Raw genomic sequence first — 17,991 nt, 5'->3', positions numbered from 1 at the left:
CGGATGGGCTATCGACTCGCCAGCACGTCGTCGACCACGGTGCGCGGGGCGCGCCGCGGGCTCGCGGGGCCCTCCGGGCCGTATCCGAATCGGATGAGCATCTGCGCGTGCCCGGCCGGACCGGGAACCGGGCTCATGGACCTTCGCAGGTCCGGCCACTCCAGTGCCTGGTGCAGGAGGGAGGCGCGCAGGCCGTGGGCCGTGGCGAGGAGCCACATGTGCTGCAGAGCCTGCCCCGCCCGCAGCCAGTCGGCGCGACTGTCGTGTTCGGTGATCAGCACAGCTATGTGCGGAGCTGCCTCGAACGGCCGGGCGACCAGTCGCTCGGTGTGCTGCTGCGCGGTGAAGTCCCGCATGGGAAGGAGTTCGCGCGTGTCCTGAGGGCCGAGCACCGCCCGCGGCAGGCCGACGTCGGCAATCGGATCAAGGTCTCGATGCACCCAGCGGCTGCCCTCCGTGGCACGGTCGGTGTCGACCCGGTTGCGGCGCTCGGCCTCCGCGGTCAGGCGAAGCAGACGCGCCGTCCCGGCAGCGTCGGGGAACCAGAGGCGCGCGCCCTCCACCCGGGCGGCTTCACCGAGTTCGGTGCGCAGGTACGAGGGCAGCGGCCGGCCCGCGAACGGCAGGCGGCTGCTGTGCCTGCGCCAGATCGCCTCGTAGAGGTGGGCCCGATGGCCGGTCGCGGACCGGGTGTCGCGTCCTGCCAGGCGGAGCACGGCGAGCAGGCCCGGGTCCTCCGGCGCGGGCAGTAGGCGCCTGACCGGTGACCACCCGAAGTGGGCCATCGCCACCCTGAGGTTGAGAACCGACGCTCCCACCGAAAGATGCAGGGCACGCCCTGCCGGGTCGGCGCGCCGCAAGCCGCGTTCAGGGGCGGCGCGCACCTGGAACGTGAGGGTCTCGGGATCCAGGCCGAAGCGCCACGGCTGGGTGTTATGGATCGACGGTGCGGCGACCGCGGCCGCCACGGAGGTCTCCACCGTTGCGGCATCCAGGAACGGGGATGTGGTGTGCATGACGCCCTCCTCACGTGTCGGCGCGCGACAGGTTGTGCCGTCCTCCGAGCGTGGGTCCCCCGGCCACCGCCCTGTGAGGGGCCGATGGTCCCGCCGTCGGGGTCCGGACGGGCCACACCGGCACCAAGTGGGTTGCGTCGCGGGCCCCAGACCCGCGACGCCGCCCCTTCCCACCTTGGGACAAGGGCGAACAGGCGCAACACGACGGTGGGTTGAACCCCGACCGACCTCAGCGGCTGTGGCGGTGGCGGACCAACCCGCTGCGACGGCGCGTCGACATCATCGATGCCTGGATCGTGCCGGCCGTGTGGGCGGTCATCGCCGTGGGCGGTACGACCGCCGGCCCCGTGACGGCTCACGCCGCCGATGAGGTGTTTGCGCGGCATCGTGCCGAGCGGTATTCCGTGCGCGGGGTGCTCCTCACCGAGGTCCCTCGCAGCAAGGCTGGGGGCACGAGCGACAGGATCGCGGCGCGGGGTTCGCTGGGCGGACCCCGATGGCTTCGTCCACACCAGCAAGACCTTGGTGGGCACCGGTCGAAAGGCCGGGTCCGAAATCGCGGTCCGGACGGACGGCATGGGTGAGATCACCGCTGAGCCGCCGACTCCGACGGAAGCGGCCGTCGAAGCCGGCTTCCTGGCCACCGCGGCCGCGGTGGCGTTCGCAGGATGATCTACGGCGCCGGAGCGCAGACGCCTGATGGCAGTCGGTCCAGGCAACCCGTCGCACGGTGGCGGCTCGACCAGCAGCGCATCAACCAACGGGCCAGGCATCCGGTGCGTCGTCCGCCGGCCCGATGCGCCGTGCAGGATGTCTTGGGGCGGGTTGAACCTATGGGGGCCACGGCCGACCTGGGTGCGCAACGACGACGCCGTCGCCCGCCCGGGCCGGCGCGCCGGACCTGGTTGCCCCTCTCCCACGGTCGGTCCAACTCGTTCCGGCCGCATTTCAGCCGACAGCCAGATCGGGGCGCACCAGGGTCCCCGACCTCCCGTGAACGATCTCGTACGCCGCGTCGAGGGAACCGATGGCGGCCAGTCCCCCGGTGCGTTCGACGAACCGGGCGGCTGCCTCCGTCTTGGGGCCCATGGAGTCGGCGGGGAAGCCTGCGCGGCGCAGGTCGTCGGGGGTGGCGTCGAGGACGGGCCGCGGGTCATGGGTGCCGTAGCCGGTGTAGACGCATGGAACGTCCGTGAGGATGAGCAGGAAGTCGGCCTTGAGTTCCTCGGCGAGCAGGGCGGCGGTGAAGTCCTTGTCGACGACCGCGTCCGCTCCGTTCAGCGCGCCGGTGTCCTTGTCGGCGGTGACGGGCACGCCTCCGCCGCCGGCGCAGATGACGAGCGCTCCGCAGGTGAGCAGGTCGTGGATGGTCTCGGTCTCGACGATGCCCTCGGGCATGGGTGAGGCGACGACTTGGCGCCACCCGGTGGCGTCCTTGGCGATGTGCCAGCCGCGCCTTCGTGCAAGGGTGCGGGCGACGTCCCGGGGATACACGGGGCCGACGCGCTTTGCGGGTCGTGCGAAGGCCGGGTCGTCGGCCCGTACCAGGGTATGGGTCACGAGTGCGGCGATCTTGTGGCCGGGCAGCGTGTCGTGCAGGGCCCGGACCAGCAGCGAGCCGATCAGGCCCTCGGTCTGGGCTCCCAGTAGGTCCAGCGGATAGGGGGTGGTCAAGACCGGGTCGGCCGCGCTCTCCATGGCGAGCAGGCCGATCTGCGGCTCGTTGCCGTGGGTGAGGACGATCTCGTGTTCGAGAGCGAGAGCGGCGACGGCGGTGGTCACCCGGTCGATGTTCGCCTGCTGCACGGCCGCGTCGGGGCGTTCGCCCCGCCGCAGCAGGGCGTTGCCGCCGAGAGCGATGACGATGCGCATGGCTTGAGTTCCTCCATGGGGGCCACAAGTACGGCCTTGATGGTGTCCAGTCGGCGTCCTGCCGTTGACCTGGAAGGGCAGCTAAAGGCATCCGGGTTCAGCGATGGACCGGGGTCCGATCAGATCGGCGGGGTGCCTCGGTCGCCCGCACGACGGCCGACCGGCGACGGATGCGGCGCCGCTGTGCCCGCAGCGCCAGCGCGTCGAGCGCGGCGCTGAGCACAAAAGTGACCGCGGTGGAGATCACCAGGAGAACCGCGAACAGCCTCCAGAACTCCGAGGTAAGTGACGTACCCACAATGCACACCTCCTTCTGCCGAGTCGTCGCTCGTCTTCATCGAACATCCGGGACCGTTCAAGCACAGGGTGCCGAAGGACCCGGACGTGGTGCCGGGTGGCCCGGCCATGGGGCCGGGTGGCCCATCGCCCGGCACGGGGCACGGGAGCACGCTGGACGTGGCAGGTTCGTACGCCCTGACTGGAGGCACGTCATGAACGCTCCCGCCACGGCCGGCATGCTCCAGGCACTGCCGGCCGAGCACCGCCATCGGCTGATGCGCTTCGCCCGGGAGGTGTCGTTCCCGCAGGGCACCCGCCTCTTCGAGGAAGGCGGCAAGGCGGATAGGTTCTGGATAATCCGTACCGGCACCGTCGCTCTCGACATGCACGTGCCAGGCCGCCGCGCGGCCGTCATCGAGGCCCTCGACCACAACCAACTCATCGGCTGGTCCTGGCTGTTCGCCCCGCACAGCTGGCACCTGGGCGCCGAGGCGACCAGCCCGGTGCGCGCCTACGAGTTCGACGCCACCACGATCCGGTCGATGTGCCAGGACGACCCCGCGCTCGGCGCGAGCGTCGCCCAGTGGGTGGGCTGCGTCCTCGCCCACCGCCTGCGCTCGGCCCGCACCCGGCTGCTGGACCTGTATGCCCCCTACGGCAGCGGCAGCCTCCTGTGATCGCGCCGAGTGGAAGCGACCGTCGCCAAGGAGGCATCATGCACGGCACCCCGCACATCGTCAGCGACGTGATGACCCACACCGTCGCCGCCATCGGCCGTGGTGCCTCGTTCAAGGAGATCGTGCGGATGATGCACGACTGGAAGGTCAGCGCCCTGCCCGTCCTGGAGGGCGAGGGCCGCGTCGTCGGAGTCGTGTCCGAGGCTGACCTGCTGCCCAAGGAGGAGTTCCGGGACAGCGACCCCGACCGGTACACCCAGCTGCGACGCCTGTCCGACCTCGCCAAGGCCGGCGCGGTCACCGCCGGGGAACTGATGACCTCTCCGGCCCTCACGGTCCACGCCGACGCAACGCTCGCGCAGGCCGCGCGGGCCTTGGCGCGCGCCAAGGTCAAGCGGCTGCCGGTCGTCGACGAACTGGGCATGCTGCAGGGCATCGTCAGCCGCGCCGACCTGCTCAAGGTGTTCCTGCGCGACGACGAGGAGATCGCGGAGGAGGTACGCCGGGAGGTGGTGTCGTACCTCTTCCCCGCGCCGGCGTCAGCCGTACGCGTGACGGTGGGGGACGGAGTCGTGACGCTCAGCGGCCGCATCCGGGACACATCCCTGGTGCCTGTGGCCGCACGTCTGGTCCGGGCCGTCGAGGGTGTCGTCAACGTGGACTTCGACCTCGCCGAGCACGGCGGTTCCTCCGAGTCGGCCGCTGCCCATTCAGGCCACAGCGAGGGCGAGAACGCGTCGCCGTCATGACCCACCGCGAGTGGCCAGCCTCAGGGGATCACCTCCAGAGACAACCAGAGCCACGGCGAGAGAGACCAGCCGAACCCGAGCGGGTGTAGTTGCGTGAACTGGCAACAGTGCAGGGCCGTTCGGCCCGTGTTCCGGGCTGAACGGCTCGACCGGTCGGGGTGGGTGGGATGAGGATGCAGGCGGGCGGAGTGTCGGGCTCCGCCGGGACGGCGGGGCGACAGGTGGCAGCTTCCCGAAGCTGTGGCTGCCGCGCCGGGATGCCCTGTCGGGGAGGTCACGGCGGAGTCGGTGCTGCCGAGGCTGCGGTCGGTCGTTTGCGGGAGGCCACCGGCTGCGTGCCCGTGCGGCCGGCCCGCGCGGGCACTTCCCTTTCGGGTTGACGGCTGCGGATTCGTGTCTGCGCAGTTTCATGCCCGGGGCGTGAGGGGCATGTGGGCGTTGCCCGCGTGTGCCGTGCACCGGTTGCGGAGGTCGGTAGTTGGCACCTGGGAACGTTCGGGTGTGGCGGCCGCCGCCCTGTCGTCGGTGATGGCGGCGGCCGTCTGCGCGAGGGCTCGCCTCTTCCCATGGCGCGAGACCTCGCGCGGGATCGTCCTCACGGTCGTTGGGACGTAGGGGAGTTCGCCCCATTGGGCCGGAGGGCGAGGGATCGGAGCCGCAGACCCGTCGCGGGATGCGGGCTCCGGTTTCCCTGAGAGTTCGGTCGTCTCTCCAGGCTCGGGGGCTGGGGGCCAGTGCGCGGTACGGACTGCGTGCGACTGGGCGGTGGCGCAGCTTCCCTTTCCGTGTTCGAAGACCAAGCGGTCTCGGTGAAGTCAACTCCACGTTGGGGCAGGCCCTTTGGCGGGAAGTGATGCTGATGTCGAGCTTCCTGCTGGAACGGTCATCGATCTCGCCATCGAAGTGGCAGCGGGGACGCTGAAGATAAGGGACACTCTTGCCGCCGCGATGTCGTTCGCCACCGATCTCCCGAAGCCCGTGTGCGAGTTCCTGGCTTACCAGGCCCTGCCGGCCATTTGGGCAGGATGTGTGGGGCGGCGCATCATGAACGGGGAGTCGCCTCGATGACCGGGCAGTGAACAGGCAGGACTGCGTCCTCCGATTCGAGTGGGCCAGGAGTGCCATCACTCACAGCCGGAGGGTGAACCAGGTGGTCTTTCCCTGGTCGGTGGGGCGGACGCCCCAGCTGTCGGCGAGGGCGTCGACGAGGATGAGCCCCCGCCCGGACTCCTCGTCCTCGGCGGCCAGCCGCGGCTGGGGCAGGTGCGGGCTCAGGTCGTTGACTTCGACGGCGAGTTCGGTGACGGTACGGCGCAGGTGAAGGAGAAGGGGACCCTCTGCGTGCTGGACGGCGTTGGTGAGCACCTCGGAGACCAAGAGCCTGGCGTCGTCTGCCCTGTGCGCGCAGTCCCAGGAGGTGAACGCCTCGACCAGGAAGGAGCGGCCCTCGGATACCGCGGAGGCCGTGGCCGGCAGTTCCGCGGTGGCGGTGGCCAGCGGGGCGGCGGGGAGCTGGGCCAGCAGCAGTGTGACGTCGTCGTCGTGCCCCTCGGCATCGGGCAGCAGTGTGGCCAGTACGTGGTCGGCGGCGGTCTCCAGGCCGGCGCCGGAGGTGAAGGCGTCACCGAGGGCCTTGGTCAGCTTGTCGATCTGGCATTCGATGTCGCTGCCGGGGGTTTCGACCATGCCATCGGTGTACAGCACGAGGGTGGCACCGGGCGGGACCACCGCGGAGGACTGCTGGTAGAGGATGTCGCCGACACCGAGCGGAGCGTTGACGGGCGCGGAGAGTCGGCGGACGTGGTCGCCGGGGCTGGCGACGAGGGTGGGCAGATGGCCGGCCGAGCAGGTGGTGACGGATCCGGCGTCCGGTGCGATGACCAGGTAGCAGCAGGTGACCAGTTGGTCGGGGACGTCGAGGTCGGCGACGACCGCGTCCAGGGCCTGCATGAGCTGGCGGGGCTGCATGCCGGTCTTGGCCAGGGCGTGGGCGGCGGAGCGCAACTGGCCCATGACGGAGGCCGCTTCCAGACCGCGGCCCATGACGTCGCCGATCAGGACCCCGACCCGGCCGGCCCCCAGCGGGATGAGGTCGAACCAGTCGCCGCCCACGCCGGCGCCCTGGGTGGCGGGCAGGTACCGGCTGGCGGCGGCCAGGCCGGGAATGGCGGGCGGGGTGCCCATGAGGCTGCGCTGAAGGGTGAGGGCGATGTGCTTCTGCTGCTGGTACAGGACGGTCAGTTCGGCTTCGGCTCTCTTGCGGTCACTGACGTCGCGCACGATGGCGCAGGCGCCGATGACCGAGCCGCCGGGGTCGCGAGTGGGCCACAGGGTGACGTCGACGTCGAGCATCCCACCGGTACTGGTGAGCCGTAGGGTTTCGAAGTGCTCGATCTTCTCGCCCTCCCGGAGCCGTTCCACGAGCAGGGTGATCTCGTCCTTGCGGTCCGGTGGCGCCAGGATCGACACGTGCTGGCCCATGGCCTCCTCGGACGTGTAGCCGTACAGCCGCTGGGCGGCGGCGTTCCAGTAGGTGATGCGGCCGTCGAGGGTCTTGGCGAGGATCGCGTCCTGGGAGGACTCGACGAGCGCGGCGAGTTCGTTGATGCGGGCCTCGGCGGCCTTGCGTTCGCTGACGTCCCGTACGGCGGCGGAGACGAGGAGGCCGTCGGCGGTCTCCAGGGGGCTGAGGCTGATCTCGACGGGGAACTCGCTGCCGTCCCTGCGCAGCCCGTGGAGTTCGAGCCCGGCGCCCATCGGCCGCACCTGCTGGTTGGTGGCATAGCGGGCCCGGTGCCGGGTGTGGTGGGCGTGGAATCGGTGCGGGATGAGCAACTCGATCGGGTGACCGAGCAGTTCTTCGCGCCGGTAGCCGAAGAGGGTCTCGGTCTGGGCGTTGACGAGTTTGATGGTGCCGGCGTCGTCGACGATCACCATGGCGTCCGGGGCCGCCTCCAGCAGCCCCCGGAATTTTTCCTCGGCGGCCTTGCGTTCGCTGACGTCGCGTACGGCGGCGGAGACCAGAAGGCCATCGGCGGTCTCCAGGGGGCTGAGGCTGATCTCGACGGGGAACTCGCTGCCGTCCCTGCGCAGCCCGTGCAGCTCCAGCCCTGCGCCCATCGGCCGCACCTGCCGGGTGCCGACATATCCATCGCGGTGGACGCCGTGCTGGGCGCGGAACCGGCCGGGGATGAGCATCTCCACCGGACGGCCGAGGAGGTCTTCGCGCCGATACCCGAAGAGCGTCTCCGTCTGCGCGTTGACGAGTCTGACCGTCCCGGCGTCATCGACGATCACCATGGCGTCCGGAGCCGCTTCCAACAGCCCACGGAACCGGTCCTCGATACGGGGCGACTCGTCCTCACGAGGCCGTACGGCACAGTGGTTGTGCGTGCGCGCGGTGGCTCCGTCGAGGGCCGCTGCTGTGATCATGTCGCCCATATCGACCCCAACCGGCTGACTGCTTACGGTGAATCGGGCAATCTCACCGCGTCCCGGCCACATCCACGCTCAGGTGTCACTTACTGGCTCCGCAATGGCCCAACCCGCCCACTTTCGACTGAGTGCGCCCCACTGTCCGCCGAACCTCGGGAGGATCAACCCGAGCCAGCACGCGAGGCGGACCGCAGGCAAACGTGACGCGCGCCTGCGGCCGGCCCTCAGCTGGTCTTGCGCCCCACTGCGGCCCGCCCCGGTCCCACTCCTCGCCCCAAAGGTCGGTGGCCCGGGGCTCCATCCGCAGACGGACCGCGTGTCCGCCCGCGAGGATCACCAGACCGCCCGCCAAGGCCGCCCTGGTGTCAGTCAGCCCCACGCGCGCCGCCGCCTCCGCCGGGCCGATCGGTGCGGACACCAGCTGCTCGTGTCCGTCCGTCCACCTACACCACGATGCCGACCTTCACGCTCGCGTTGTCGATGCGGACGGTTCCGTCACCGTCGGTCCAGCGCACTCTCGCCCGCACGTGGTTCGTACTTCATGCCGGTGCTCAGGTCGCGCACACCGGTCAGCGCCGACTCCAGGAGCAAGGCGGAGACTGCCGAGCGGGGTACATGATCGGTCCCTGTTGCAAGAGGCCACGTGCCCCGTAGCCGTGGTGCTGTCGTAGGCGCGGCCACGCGGCGACCCCGGTGCCGGACACCGGGGTCTGGACGGAGCGGAGCACTCCGGCCCGCCCTCATCTGTGCGTCAGCTCGTCGGCGACATGTGCCGCCCACGTCTCGATCGCGGTGAAGTCTCGGAAGTCTCCGCCCTTTCCGTCGCGGAGGATCATCCGAGCGACCCATCCCTTCGCGCCTTCCTCCAGGCAGCCTCCGAAGGTGACGTGCTCCCTGGCGTCGAGCTCGACCATTGCCTTCTTCACGCCGGGTGCGGGCGGGATGTCCCGCTCCGAGGCCGAGGCGTCGAGCGGGCCGCTGCTGAACAGCCACAGTGGGCGTTCGGCCAAGTCGTCTCGGTGCCGACGGAGGAACCGGCGGGCGTGCTTCTGCCAGCGTCCGGCGTACAGTCCGCCACCCACGACCACTGCGTCATACGACGCCACACTCGTCACGGACTGGGCCGGAAGGGACTCGACCTTCAGCCCGTACTTGCGCAGGACGTCGGCGATGGCCTCGGCGATCTGCGCCGTCGATCCGTTCGTGGTTCCGTACGTGACCAACACGGTGCCGATCATGGCGGTACGCCTCCTCTCATACTCGGCGCAGCCAGTCGTCGGCCACGCCGTGCAGCGCCTGCTCCTGGGGGCGCAGGTGCGCGTCGTCCAGTCGGTAGGTAAGCCTGTCGACCACGCCGACCACGCCGCCGATCCGCCGGGTCATCGACAGGGCGATCTCCGTCTCGCTCTTGCGTTCCATGTGGCCTGTGAGGGTGGCGACGCCTTCCACCACGGACACGTCGATGCTGCGGGGCGGCAGCCACAGGGTGCGCACCAGTACGTCCTCGATCACCTCATTGCGGAGTTCCCCATCGGGCCGCAGGAATACCTGGAGCAGGTCGCGGCGGGTGACAATGCCGACCAGCCGGTCCGTCTCGTCGAGCACCGGCAGACGTTCCACCTGGTGCTGGGCCATGGTGCGGGCGGCCTCGACGATGGTGTCGTCGGCGTGCGCGGTGACGGGCGGCTCGATCATCAGCCGGCCGGCGGTGCGGGCGTGCACCTTCGCCGCCTGCCGTCGGGCACCGCGCGTCAGCCCGTGGAGGAACGCGAAGCGACGGCGCGGTTCGTACGCTTCGGGAGTGGCCGCCTGGCGTGCCACCAGGTCCGTTTCGGAGATGACGCCGATGACCTTTTCGTCCTCGTCGACCACCGGCAGCCCGCTGATCCGGTGGGCCGCGAGCAGCCTGGCGACCTCCTTGAACGGGGTGCCGTAGGTGGCGCGGACGACGTCCGTGGTCATCACGGAGCCGACCTTGTTGTGCTTCATGTCCGTTCCCTCCTCAGCGGAGCCGGCGCAGATAGGGGTCCTGGGGCCTGCACGGCACCAGGCGGATCCGCGCGTCCAGCACGGTGACGCCGCCCGGCGTCGCGAGGACCGGGTTGAAGTCGGTCTCGGCGAGCTGCGGCAAATCCGCCGCCATTCGGGACAGCCGCAGCAGCAGCTGCTCCAGCTCCTCGAGGTCGACGGGTCCGTCGCCGTGCGCGCCGAACAGAAGCGGGGCGCAGCGCGGGGAGGTGATCAGGTCGTGCACGTCGTGGTCAGTGAGCGGGGCGAGACGGGCCGCGTGGTCGGCCAGGACCTCTGTGGCCGTACCGCCGAGCCCGAACAGAACGAGCGGGCCGAAGACCTGGTCCTGGACGACGCCCGCGAACAGCTCGGTACCGCGGATGGCGAGCGGCTGCAGCACGACACCGGTCATCAGTCCGGCGAAGCGGGCTTCCAGGTCTCGGAAGGCGGCCCGAATTGCGGAATCGCCGCGCAGGTCGAGGTGGACGGCGTGCTGCTGGCTTTTGTGCACCAGCCCGGGCCAGTGGGCCTTCATTACCACCCGGCCATCGCTGCCGCGCAGCCGGTCGGCGGCCAAGACGGCGTCGTCCTCCGTCTCGGCCCAGGCCCAGGGGATCTGCGGGATGCCGTAGCAGGCCAGCAGGTCGGCGCAGGTACGCGGGTCCAGCCAGCCGCCGTCGGGGTGTGCGGCGAGGTAGGTCTCGACGATGGTGCGGGCTCGTTCCGCCTCGACGCCGTCGGGGTCGGGGACGGTCCCGGCGGGACGGGCGAGCCAGGCCGCGCGGTGGGCGGCGTGCGCCAACGCCCGTGCCGCCGCCTGGGGTTCGGCGTACGACGGGACGGTGCCGCCCTCTGCAGCGGGCAACAGCTCTACGGGCAGGCCCTGTTCGAGCCGTACCACGACGATCGGCTTCGCCCTCCGGCCGGGGATGGGGGTCCCCCCGCTCGAGCGCAGCCGAGAGTGGGTGAGGGTGAGGGCCCGGACGAGGTCGTCGCCGGTCGCCGCGGCGACCGCCGTGGGCACCAGGGCCACGAGGACGGCGTCGACGCCGCCGTACCGCATGATCCGGTCCACGCAGTCCGTGAGCTGTTCCTCCGTGACGGCGGCGGTGGCGTCGACCGGGTTGCCCACGGCAGCCCCGTCCGGCAGGACGGCGAGCAGGTCGTCGATGAGTTCCGGTGTGGGCGCCGGGAGCGACAGCCCGGCTTCGGCGCAGGCGTCGGCCGCGAGGACACCGGCCCCGCCCGCGTTGGTGACGATCGCCACCCTGCTGCCTGGCGGCAGTGGCTGCGAGTGCAACAGCGCGGCGGTCTCAAGGAGTTCGCCGATCGACCGGGTTGCGGTGATGCCGGCCTGGGTGAAGAGCGCGCCGCGGGTCATCGTGCGGGTGGCGGCGGCCGCTGTGTGCGAGGCGGCAGCGCGCCGGCCCGCGTCGGTGCGCCCGGCGTCGACGGTCAGTACGGGCATACGGCGGGTCACGCGCCGGGCGGTGCGGGAGAACGCCCGTGGACTGCCGAACGACTCCAGGTGCAGCAGGGCGAGGTCGGTGCGGCCGTCGTTCTCCCACCACTGAAGCATGTCGTTGCCGCTGACGTCGTACTTGTCGCCGAGAGAGGCGAAGGAAGAGACGCCGATACCGAGCCGGGACAGCCCGTCGAGCAGGGCGATGCCGACGCCGCCGGACTGCACAGCGACGCCCGCGGTGCCGGGGCGCGGATGTCCGGCAGCGAACGTGGCGTCCAGGCTCAGTTGCGGGTCGGTGTTGGCGATGCCGAGGCAGTTGGGTCCGACGAGGCGCATGCCGTACGAACGGCAGGACGCCAGCAGGGCTTGGGCCTGGTCGGCGTGAATGCCTGCGGTGACGACGAGGAGGGCGCGTACGCCCGCCTTGCCGCACTCCTCGGCTGTCTCCGGGATCGCGGCGGCAGGTACGGCGAGCACCGCGAGGTCAGGCGTCCTGGGCAGGGCGCTGACCGACGAGTAGGACGGCACGCCGAGAATCGCGTGCGCGGCGGAGTTCACCGCGAACAGGCGCCCGGTGTAACCGCCCGAGTGCAGCTGGTGCAGGATCGCCCGGCCCACCGAACCCGGCTTGCGCCCGGCGCCTATGACGGCGACCACCTTCGGCCGCAGCAGCGGCTCCAGGCTGGCGACATCGGCGGCCCGGCCGCGTTCCTCGACCGCCGTGAGGTAGCTGTCGCTCTGGTCGAGGACGATGGTGCAGCGCACCTCCGGGCCCTCGAAGCGGCGGTCCGTGCGTAGACCGAGGTCGGCGAAGAGCTTCAACACCTCGTGGTTCTCACTGAGCGCGTCGGCCGTGAAGGTCGTGATGCCCTCCGCGCGGGCGGCCGAGACGAGGTGCTCGACGAGCAGGGTCCCCACGCCCCGGTGGTGCAGCCCGTCGGCGACAGCGATGGACACTTCGGCCGCGTCCTTCTCGTCCCCTGTGTCGTACTCGGCGAGGCCGATCACCTGGCCCTGCGTCTCGGCCAGCAGCGCCCGGTAGCCGGTGCGGGCCGGAGCACAGGCCCGGTCGGCGGCCAGACCGGCGGACCGGCGGCTCGCGGCGAAGAACCTCAGGCGCAGGTTCTCTGGGGACATCTCCTCGTACAGCCCCTCCAACTGATCGTGGTCGCTCGGCCTCACGGGACGGATGCACACAGTGGTGCCGTCAGCGAGCAGGGCGTGGGCGGGGGGTCGGTCGGTCACGTCGTGCGTCATCGCGGGACTCCTCCAAGCCTCTTGTCATTTCGAGCATCCGGCGGATCGGGGGGTGGTCCCATGGGCTGTCCGGGGGCGATGTGAGGGCCGGTAGGCCCAAGATTTCGCCGGTCGTCCCCGGCAGGCGCCGGGAGGCATGCCTGACGGTGCACGTTCAGGGTGCGCCGCTCCCCGCCGGTCAGTACGGTGCTGTCCCGTCTTCGACCGGGGCACCAGTGACTACGTTGAAGTCATCGACGGAACCCATCGGGCGATGGAGGCGGCATGGCCAGCAAGAAGGCGGCGAAGGTGCCGCGCGCGGCATACGAACGGGAACTGCTGCGCCTGCAGACGGAGCTGGTCAAGCTGCAGGAGTGGGTGCGTGCGGAGGGCACCCGGCTGGTCGTCGTCTTCGAGGGCCGGGACGCGGCGGGCAAGGGCGGCACCATCAAACGGGTCGCGGAACATCTCAACCCCCGCGTCGCCCGGATCGTGGCCCTGCCCAAGCCGACCGAGCGCCAGCGCACGCAGTGGTACTTCCAGCGGTACGTCGAGCATTTGCCGGCGGCGGGGGAGATCGTGCTGTTCGACCGGTCCTGGTACAACCGGGCCGGAGTCGAGCACGTGATGGGCTTTTGCACCGAGGAGGAGCATCAGCTCTTCCTGCGCCAGTGCCCGATCTTCGAGCGGATGCTGCTGGAGGACGGGATTTTGCTGCGCAAGTACTGGTTCTCGGTGAGCGACACGGAGCAGCAGGAGCGCTTCCGGCGCCGGATGGAGGATCCGACGCGGCGCTGGAAGCTGTCCCCGATGGACCTGGAGTCCATCACCCGCTGGGAGGCGTATTCCCGGGCCAAGGACGAGATGCTGGTGCACACCGACATCCCGGAGGCTCCCTGGTTCGTCGTCGAGAGCGACGACAAGCGCCGGGCGCGGCTGAACATGATCGCCCACCTGCTGGACTCCGTGCCCTACCAGGAGGTGCCGCCGCCGGTGCTGGAGCTGCCGGAGCGGCCGCCGTCGACCGGCTACCAGCGCCCGCCGCGCGATCTGCAGACCTACGTCCCCGATCACGCGGCGAGCCTCTGAGGCACCGGTCAGGCGTCGTACGCCCGGTGCGGTACGACGGCGACCGGGCAGGCGGAGTGGTGCAGCACCGCATGGGCGACCCGACCGAGCTGAAGCCCGAAGCGCCCCTCGCTGCGCCGAGCGCCGACGACCAGCAGGTCGGCCTCGTGCGAGGCGTCCACGAGCACCCGGCGGGCATGGCCCTCGACGGTGCGCCGGCGCACATCGATGTCCGCCGGGACATTCTGCAACGCCGCTCCCAGTTCCTCGACCGCCCGCTCCTCGTGCAGGCGGGCGGGTTCACCGGCCATGAGTGGGTGGTCGGTGGTCTCGTGCGCGGGGCATCGCCAGGCCCGCGCGGCCTCCAAGGGCACCCCGCGTCGCCGTGCCTCCTCGACGGCGAAGCGCACGGCCGCCGACTCCTTCACGTCCTCGCCGACGCCCACGACGACGCGGCCACGTACCGGGGGCGTCGCCTGGTTGTCGTGGCTGCCGCGCAGCACGATCACCGGGCAGTCGGCGTGGGCGGCGACGGCCAGGCTGACGGAGCCGAGCAGCATCTCGGCGATGCCGCTGCGGCCGCGGGTGCCCACGACCAGCGCGGAGGCGTTCCGCCCCTCGCGCACCAGGGCGTACTCCGGCTCCTCGAACACCACGTCGGCAGTCACCTTCAGGTCGGGGTGCCGGGCACGTGCCCGCTGAGCAGCGGCGCCGGCGACATCCTGGGCCAACGGCAGAGCGGTCGGCTTCCCGATGTCCCGGGCGAGCGCGGCACCCTCGTACCGTTCCCACAGGCAGGCGTACACCACCCGCAACGGCACCCCGCGCAGCACGGCCTCGTCGGCCGCCCAGTCGACGGCACGCAAGCTCGGCTCGGAACCGTCCACGCCCACGACCAAGGGCCCACCGAGGGCTCGTTCCACCGCTGTGTTCATGATCTCCACTCCTTCAGAGAATGCGCTCAGTCGTGCGCGACGACGGCGACGGGGGCGGTGGCATGGTGCAGTACCGCGTGCGTCACAGGGCCGATGTGAGCGCCGATCGGGCTGCGGCGCGTCCGACGACCGACAATGACCAGCGAGGCCGCGCGGGAGGCGTCGATGACGTGGTTGGCGGGGCTGCCGCAGCGGGACACCTCGACGACCTCGATCTCCGGGTACTTCTGCCGCCAGGGGCGCAGCACCCCAGCCAGCGCGGCAGCCTCCTGCCGGCCCAGTTCGGCGTTGAGCTCGGGGTCGGCGGGGAGGCCGTAGGCGAAGTAGGGCGGAAGGTTCCAGCCGTGCACGACCCTCAGCGCGGTGTTTCGACGGGCGGCCTCCTCGAAGGCGAAAGCGATCACCGTGTCGTCGGGGTGGCCGGTGTCAAGGCCGAGGACCACGGGCCGGTACGCGGTGGCGGCGGACGGGATGCCCGCCGGATCCGCCTCGTGCTCGTCGGCGGCCTGCTCCCCGGCCCGCACCAGAATGACAGGGGTCTCCGTGTGCGCGATCACTGCCGTGCCGACGGACCCGACGAGGAATCCCCCGATCCCGCTCAGCCCGCGCGAGCCGAGGACGAGCAGCTCAGCGTCCTTCGCCGCCTCGGCCAACGCATCCGCCGGCCTGCCGGAAATCTGCTCCATCTCCACATGCACGCCGGGGTGGCGCAGGCGGAGGCCCTCGGCAGTCTCGCGCGGAATCCGCTCGCTCCAGTGCACTTGCGTCTCGGCGCTCAGGAGCGGGGCCTGCGCCATGGGCTCCGGGACGGGCTCCCAGACGTGCACCAGCCGCAGCGGCAGGCCGCGCAGCTTCGCCTCGCGCGCCGCCCACTCGGCAGCGGCACGGCTCTCGGTCGAGCCGTCGAGGCCCACGGTGACGTTGCGGGACATGTTGTCCACCTCCTGATCGGGGTTCTGAATCCAGAGTGGCGACGAGGAGAGACTCGGTGCAGAGCCCGCAGGTCCCCGGTCTGGGGCCGACAGGCCCCATCGGCCGAGGTGTCCGCGCCATCGCAGTGCCCGCGCCCGCCGGCCGCGACAGAGCGGTACGTGCGAGCAAGGCGAGGCCGGTGTCGAGCAGACCGAGGGTCACCAACCCGATCCGCCGAGAGTCGTGCACTCGGAGCCGAACCGCGTCCGAGAACACCTGGGAGCAACGGCACCCGCGGGCCGTTCGGCATCTCGCGGCCGACCAGGGTCCCGGAGGATCATGAGGTCCTTCGGCTCAAGGAGGATCATGTCCCAGAGCTCGGTCGGCCGTACTCCAGGGTGGCGCCGCCTGGTGCCCGGGCTCGGTGCCCTGTTCGGCTATCGGCGCTCGTGGCTGGGGGGTGACGTCCTGGCCGGGGTGACAGTGGCCGCGTATCTCGTACCCCAGGTGATGGCGTACGCGGGGGTGGCCGGCCTGCCGCCGGTCGCCGGACTGTGGGCGATCCTGCCTGCGTTCGCCCTGTACACCCTGCTGGGCTCCTCCCGCCTGCTCTCGGTCGGCCCGGAGTCGACGACCGCACTGATGACGGCGACTGTGGTCGGGCCACTCCCCGTCGGAGATCCGGCCCGATACGCAACCCTGGCAGCCACCCTCGCGATCGCGGTCGGCTTGTTGTGCGTGCTGGCATGGGCGGCGCGGCTCGGCTTCATCGCTGACCTGCTGTCCCGGCCGGTGCTGATCGGGTATCTGGCGGGCGTGGCACTGATCATGATCGTGGACCAGCTTCCCAAACTGACCGGTGTCCGGACGACAGGCTCAGCCTTCTTCTCCCAACTGTGGTCGTTCGCAGGGCATTTGTCGCGGCTCCACCTGGCCACGGTGTTGTTCGCCGTCGCGGCGCTCGGGGTCCTCTTCACAGTGGCCCACTTCTTCCGCGCCGTCCCCGGTCCCCTGCTCGCCGTGGTGTTCGGCACGGCGGCCGTGTCCGTCTTCGACCTCGACGGCGAATATGGCATCAAGGTGATCGGCGACGTCCCCTCGGGCCTGCCCACCGTGGCTCTGCCGGACCTGGCCGAACTGCCGCACCTGGTGCTCCCCGCCTTGGGCGTCCTCCTGGTCGGCTACACGGACTTCATCCTCACCGCACGGGCCTTCACCAAGCGCGACGACGGGAGCTCCGGGCTCGACCCCAACCAGGAGTTCCTCGCGCTGGGCGCCGCCAACCTCGGCGCGGGCCTGGTGCACGGCTTCCCGGTCAGCAGCAGTGCCAGCCGTACCGCGCTGGCCTCCTCAGCCGGGGGGCGCAGTCAGGCGTACTCGCTGGTGGCCGGCGCGGCCGTCCTGTCGGTCCTGCTCTTCCTGAGCCCTCTGCTGACCCGCACGCCCACGGCGGTCCTCGGCGCGCTCGTCGTGTACGCGGCCGTCCGCATGATCGACCTGGCGGGCTTCCGACGGCTGGCGTCCTTCCGCCGCCGGGAACTGCTACTGGCGCTCGGCTGCCTGGCCGGGGTGCTCGCCCTGGACATCCTGTACGGCGTGCTGGTCGCCGTCGGTCTGTCCGTGGCCGAACTGCTCACTCGGGTGGCCCGCCCGCACGACGCCATCGAGGGCCTGGTGCCCGGCGTGGCCGGCATGCACGACGTCGACGACTACCCGCAGGCCCGCACCATCCCCGGCCTACTCGTCTACCGCTACGACTCCCCGCTCTTCTTCGCCAACGCGGAGGACTTCCGCCACCGGGCCCTGGCCGCACTCGACGCACAGACCCAACCGGTCCGCTGGTTCGTCCTCAACACCGAGGCCAATGTGGAGGTCGACATCACCGCCCTGGACGCGGTCGACGAACTCCGCCGCGAACTCGCCCACCGCGGCATCGTCTTCGCCCTCGCCCGGGTCAAGCAGGACCTGCTGGACGACCTGACAGCGTACGGCCTGGCGGACACCGTCGGCAGCGAGCGGATCTTCCCCACCCTGCCGACAGCCGTGACCGCATACAGGGAGTGGTCCCGCGATCAGTAAGCCGCCCGGGGATCCGTCGTCCACAGCACGACGCTTGCAGGGTGCCTGACGATGTCGCCGCTGTCGGCGCTCGCCCAGGACGCAGCGGACAGGGCCGACAGGAGGTCGACCCGGTGCCGTGCGGCCCTGCGGCGGGGCGGGTTGTGGGGCCGATGTTCCTGAATCAATGGGGCCGTTCGGCCCCTCTTCGCCCAGCGCCGTGAAACAGCGCCGAAACGCAGCCAGGTGCCTGCTACACAGAAGATGCCGCCCGATGCG

General features: G+C 70.9%; 13 protein-coding genes. 4 read left to right on the top strand and 9 right to left on the bottom strand.

The window, feature by feature from the left end; all coding sequences use genetic code 11:
* Positions 1-8 precede the first annotated feature (8 nt).
* The 3 genes from OG381_RS36410 to OG381_RS36400 form a co-directional block, all read right to left on the bottom strand.
* Positions 9-1,016, bottom strand: coding sequence for an Acg family FMN-binding oxidoreductase (locus OG381_RS36410; RefSeq protein WP_319138196.1), 1,008 nt, complete (start codon positions 1,014-1,016; stop codon positions 9-11).
* Between the two features lie 948 nt (positions 1,017-1,964).
* Positions 1,965-2,888 carry a carbamate kinase gene (locus tag OG381_RS36405; RefSeq protein WP_319138194.1) on the bottom strand — a complete coding sequence of 308 codons (924 nt, stop codon included), beginning with the start codon at positions 2,886-2,888 and terminating at the stop codon, positions 1,965-1,967.
* A gap of 97 nt (positions 2,889-2,985) precedes the next feature.
* A complete protein-coding gene (locus OG381_RS36400) occupies positions 2,986-3,186 on the bottom strand; it encodes a hypothetical protein (RefSeq protein WP_086747523.1) in 201 nt (66 codons plus the stop codon).
* A gap of 193 nt (positions 3,187-3,379) precedes the next feature.
* On the opposite strand from OG381_RS36400, the gene OG381_RS36395 reads away from it, so the two are divergent.
* Together OG381_RS36395 and OG381_RS36390 are read left to right on the top strand one after the other, a co-directional pair.
* Entirely contained in the window at positions 3,380-3,844 is a 465-nt protein-coding gene (locus tag OG381_RS36395) for a Crp/Fnr family transcriptional regulator (protein WP_319138192.1), read from the top strand.
* A gap of 38 nt (positions 3,845-3,882) precedes the next feature.
* The gene (locus OG381_RS36390; RefSeq protein WP_319138190.1) at positions 3,883-4,593 is read left to right on the top strand and encodes a CBS domain-containing protein; all 711 of its coding nucleotides are present in this window, start codon (positions 3,883-3,885) and stop codon (positions 4,591-4,593) included.
* A gap of 1,128 nt (positions 4,594-5,721) precedes the next feature.
* On the opposite strand, the gene OG381_RS36385 is transcribed toward OG381_RS36390, so the two are convergent.
* From OG381_RS36385 to OG381_RS36370, 4 genes are all read right to left on the bottom strand, one after another.
* Positions 5,722-8,025, bottom strand: a complete 2,304-nt coding sequence (locus OG381_RS36385; RefSeq protein ID WP_319138188.1) for a SpoIIE family protein phosphatase — start codon at positions 8,023-8,025, stop codon at positions 5,722-5,724.
* 743 nt (positions 8,026-8,768) lie between these two features.
* Positions 8,769-9,266 carry a flavodoxin domain-containing protein gene (locus OG381_RS36380; protein WP_319138186.1) on the bottom strand — a complete coding sequence of 166 codons (498 nt, stop codon included), beginning with the start codon at positions 9,264-9,266 and terminating at the stop codon, positions 8,769-8,771.
* Positions 9,267-9,282: 16 nt separating this feature from the next.
* Positions 9,283-10,017: a CBS domain-containing protein gene (locus tag OG381_RS36375; RefSeq protein WP_319138184.1), complete on the bottom strand. Its 735-nt coding sequence runs from the start codon at positions 10,015-10,017 to the stop codon at positions 9,283-9,285.
* Positions 10,018-10,030: 13 nt separating this feature from the next.
* Complete coding sequence (locus tag OG381_RS36370) at positions 10,031-12,760, bottom strand: bifunctional acetate--CoA ligase family protein/GNAT family N-acetyltransferase (protein ID WP_319138182.1); 2,730 nt, start codon at positions 12,758-12,760, stop codon at positions 10,031-10,033.
* Positions 12,761-13,024: 264 nt separating this feature from the next.
* Between OG381_RS36370 and ppk2 the strand changes: the two genes are divergently transcribed.
* Positions 13,025-13,828 (top strand): polyphosphate kinase 2, encoded by an 804-nt coding sequence (gene ppk2, locus OG381_RS36365; RefSeq protein WP_319138180.1) that lies wholly within the window; start codon positions 13,025-13,027, stop codon positions 13,826-13,828.
* Between the two features lie 8 nt (positions 13,829-13,836).
* On the opposite strand, the gene OG381_RS36360 is transcribed toward ppk2, so the two are convergent.
* Together OG381_RS36360 and OG381_RS36355 are read right to left on the bottom strand one after the other, a co-directional pair.
* Positions 13,837-14,742, bottom strand: a complete 906-nt coding sequence (locus OG381_RS36360) for a universal stress protein (RefSeq protein ID WP_319138178.1) — start codon at positions 14,740-14,742, stop codon at positions 13,837-13,839.
* A gap of 26 nt (positions 14,743-14,768) precedes the next feature.
* Entirely contained in the window at positions 14,769-15,674 is a 906-nt protein-coding gene (locus OG381_RS36355) for a universal stress protein (RefSeq protein WP_319138176.1), read from the bottom strand.
* Positions 15,675-16,020: 346 nt separating this feature from the next.
* On the opposite strand from OG381_RS36355, the gene OG381_RS36350 reads away from it, so the two are divergent.
* The gene (locus OG381_RS36350; protein ID WP_319138174.1) at positions 16,021-17,733 is read left to right on the top strand and encodes a SulP family inorganic anion transporter; all 1,713 of its coding nucleotides are present in this window, start codon (positions 16,021-16,023) and stop codon (positions 17,731-17,733) included.
* The last annotated feature ends 258 nt before the right edge of the window (positions 17,734-17,991 follow it).

It is taken from the genome of Streptomyces sp. NBC_00490, from assembly GCF_036013645.1.
Lineage (GTDB): Bacteria > Actinomycetota > Actinomycetes > Streptomycetales > Streptomycetaceae > Streptomyces > Streptomyces canus_F.
This window is presented reverse-complemented; position numbering and strand designations above follow the sequence as displayed.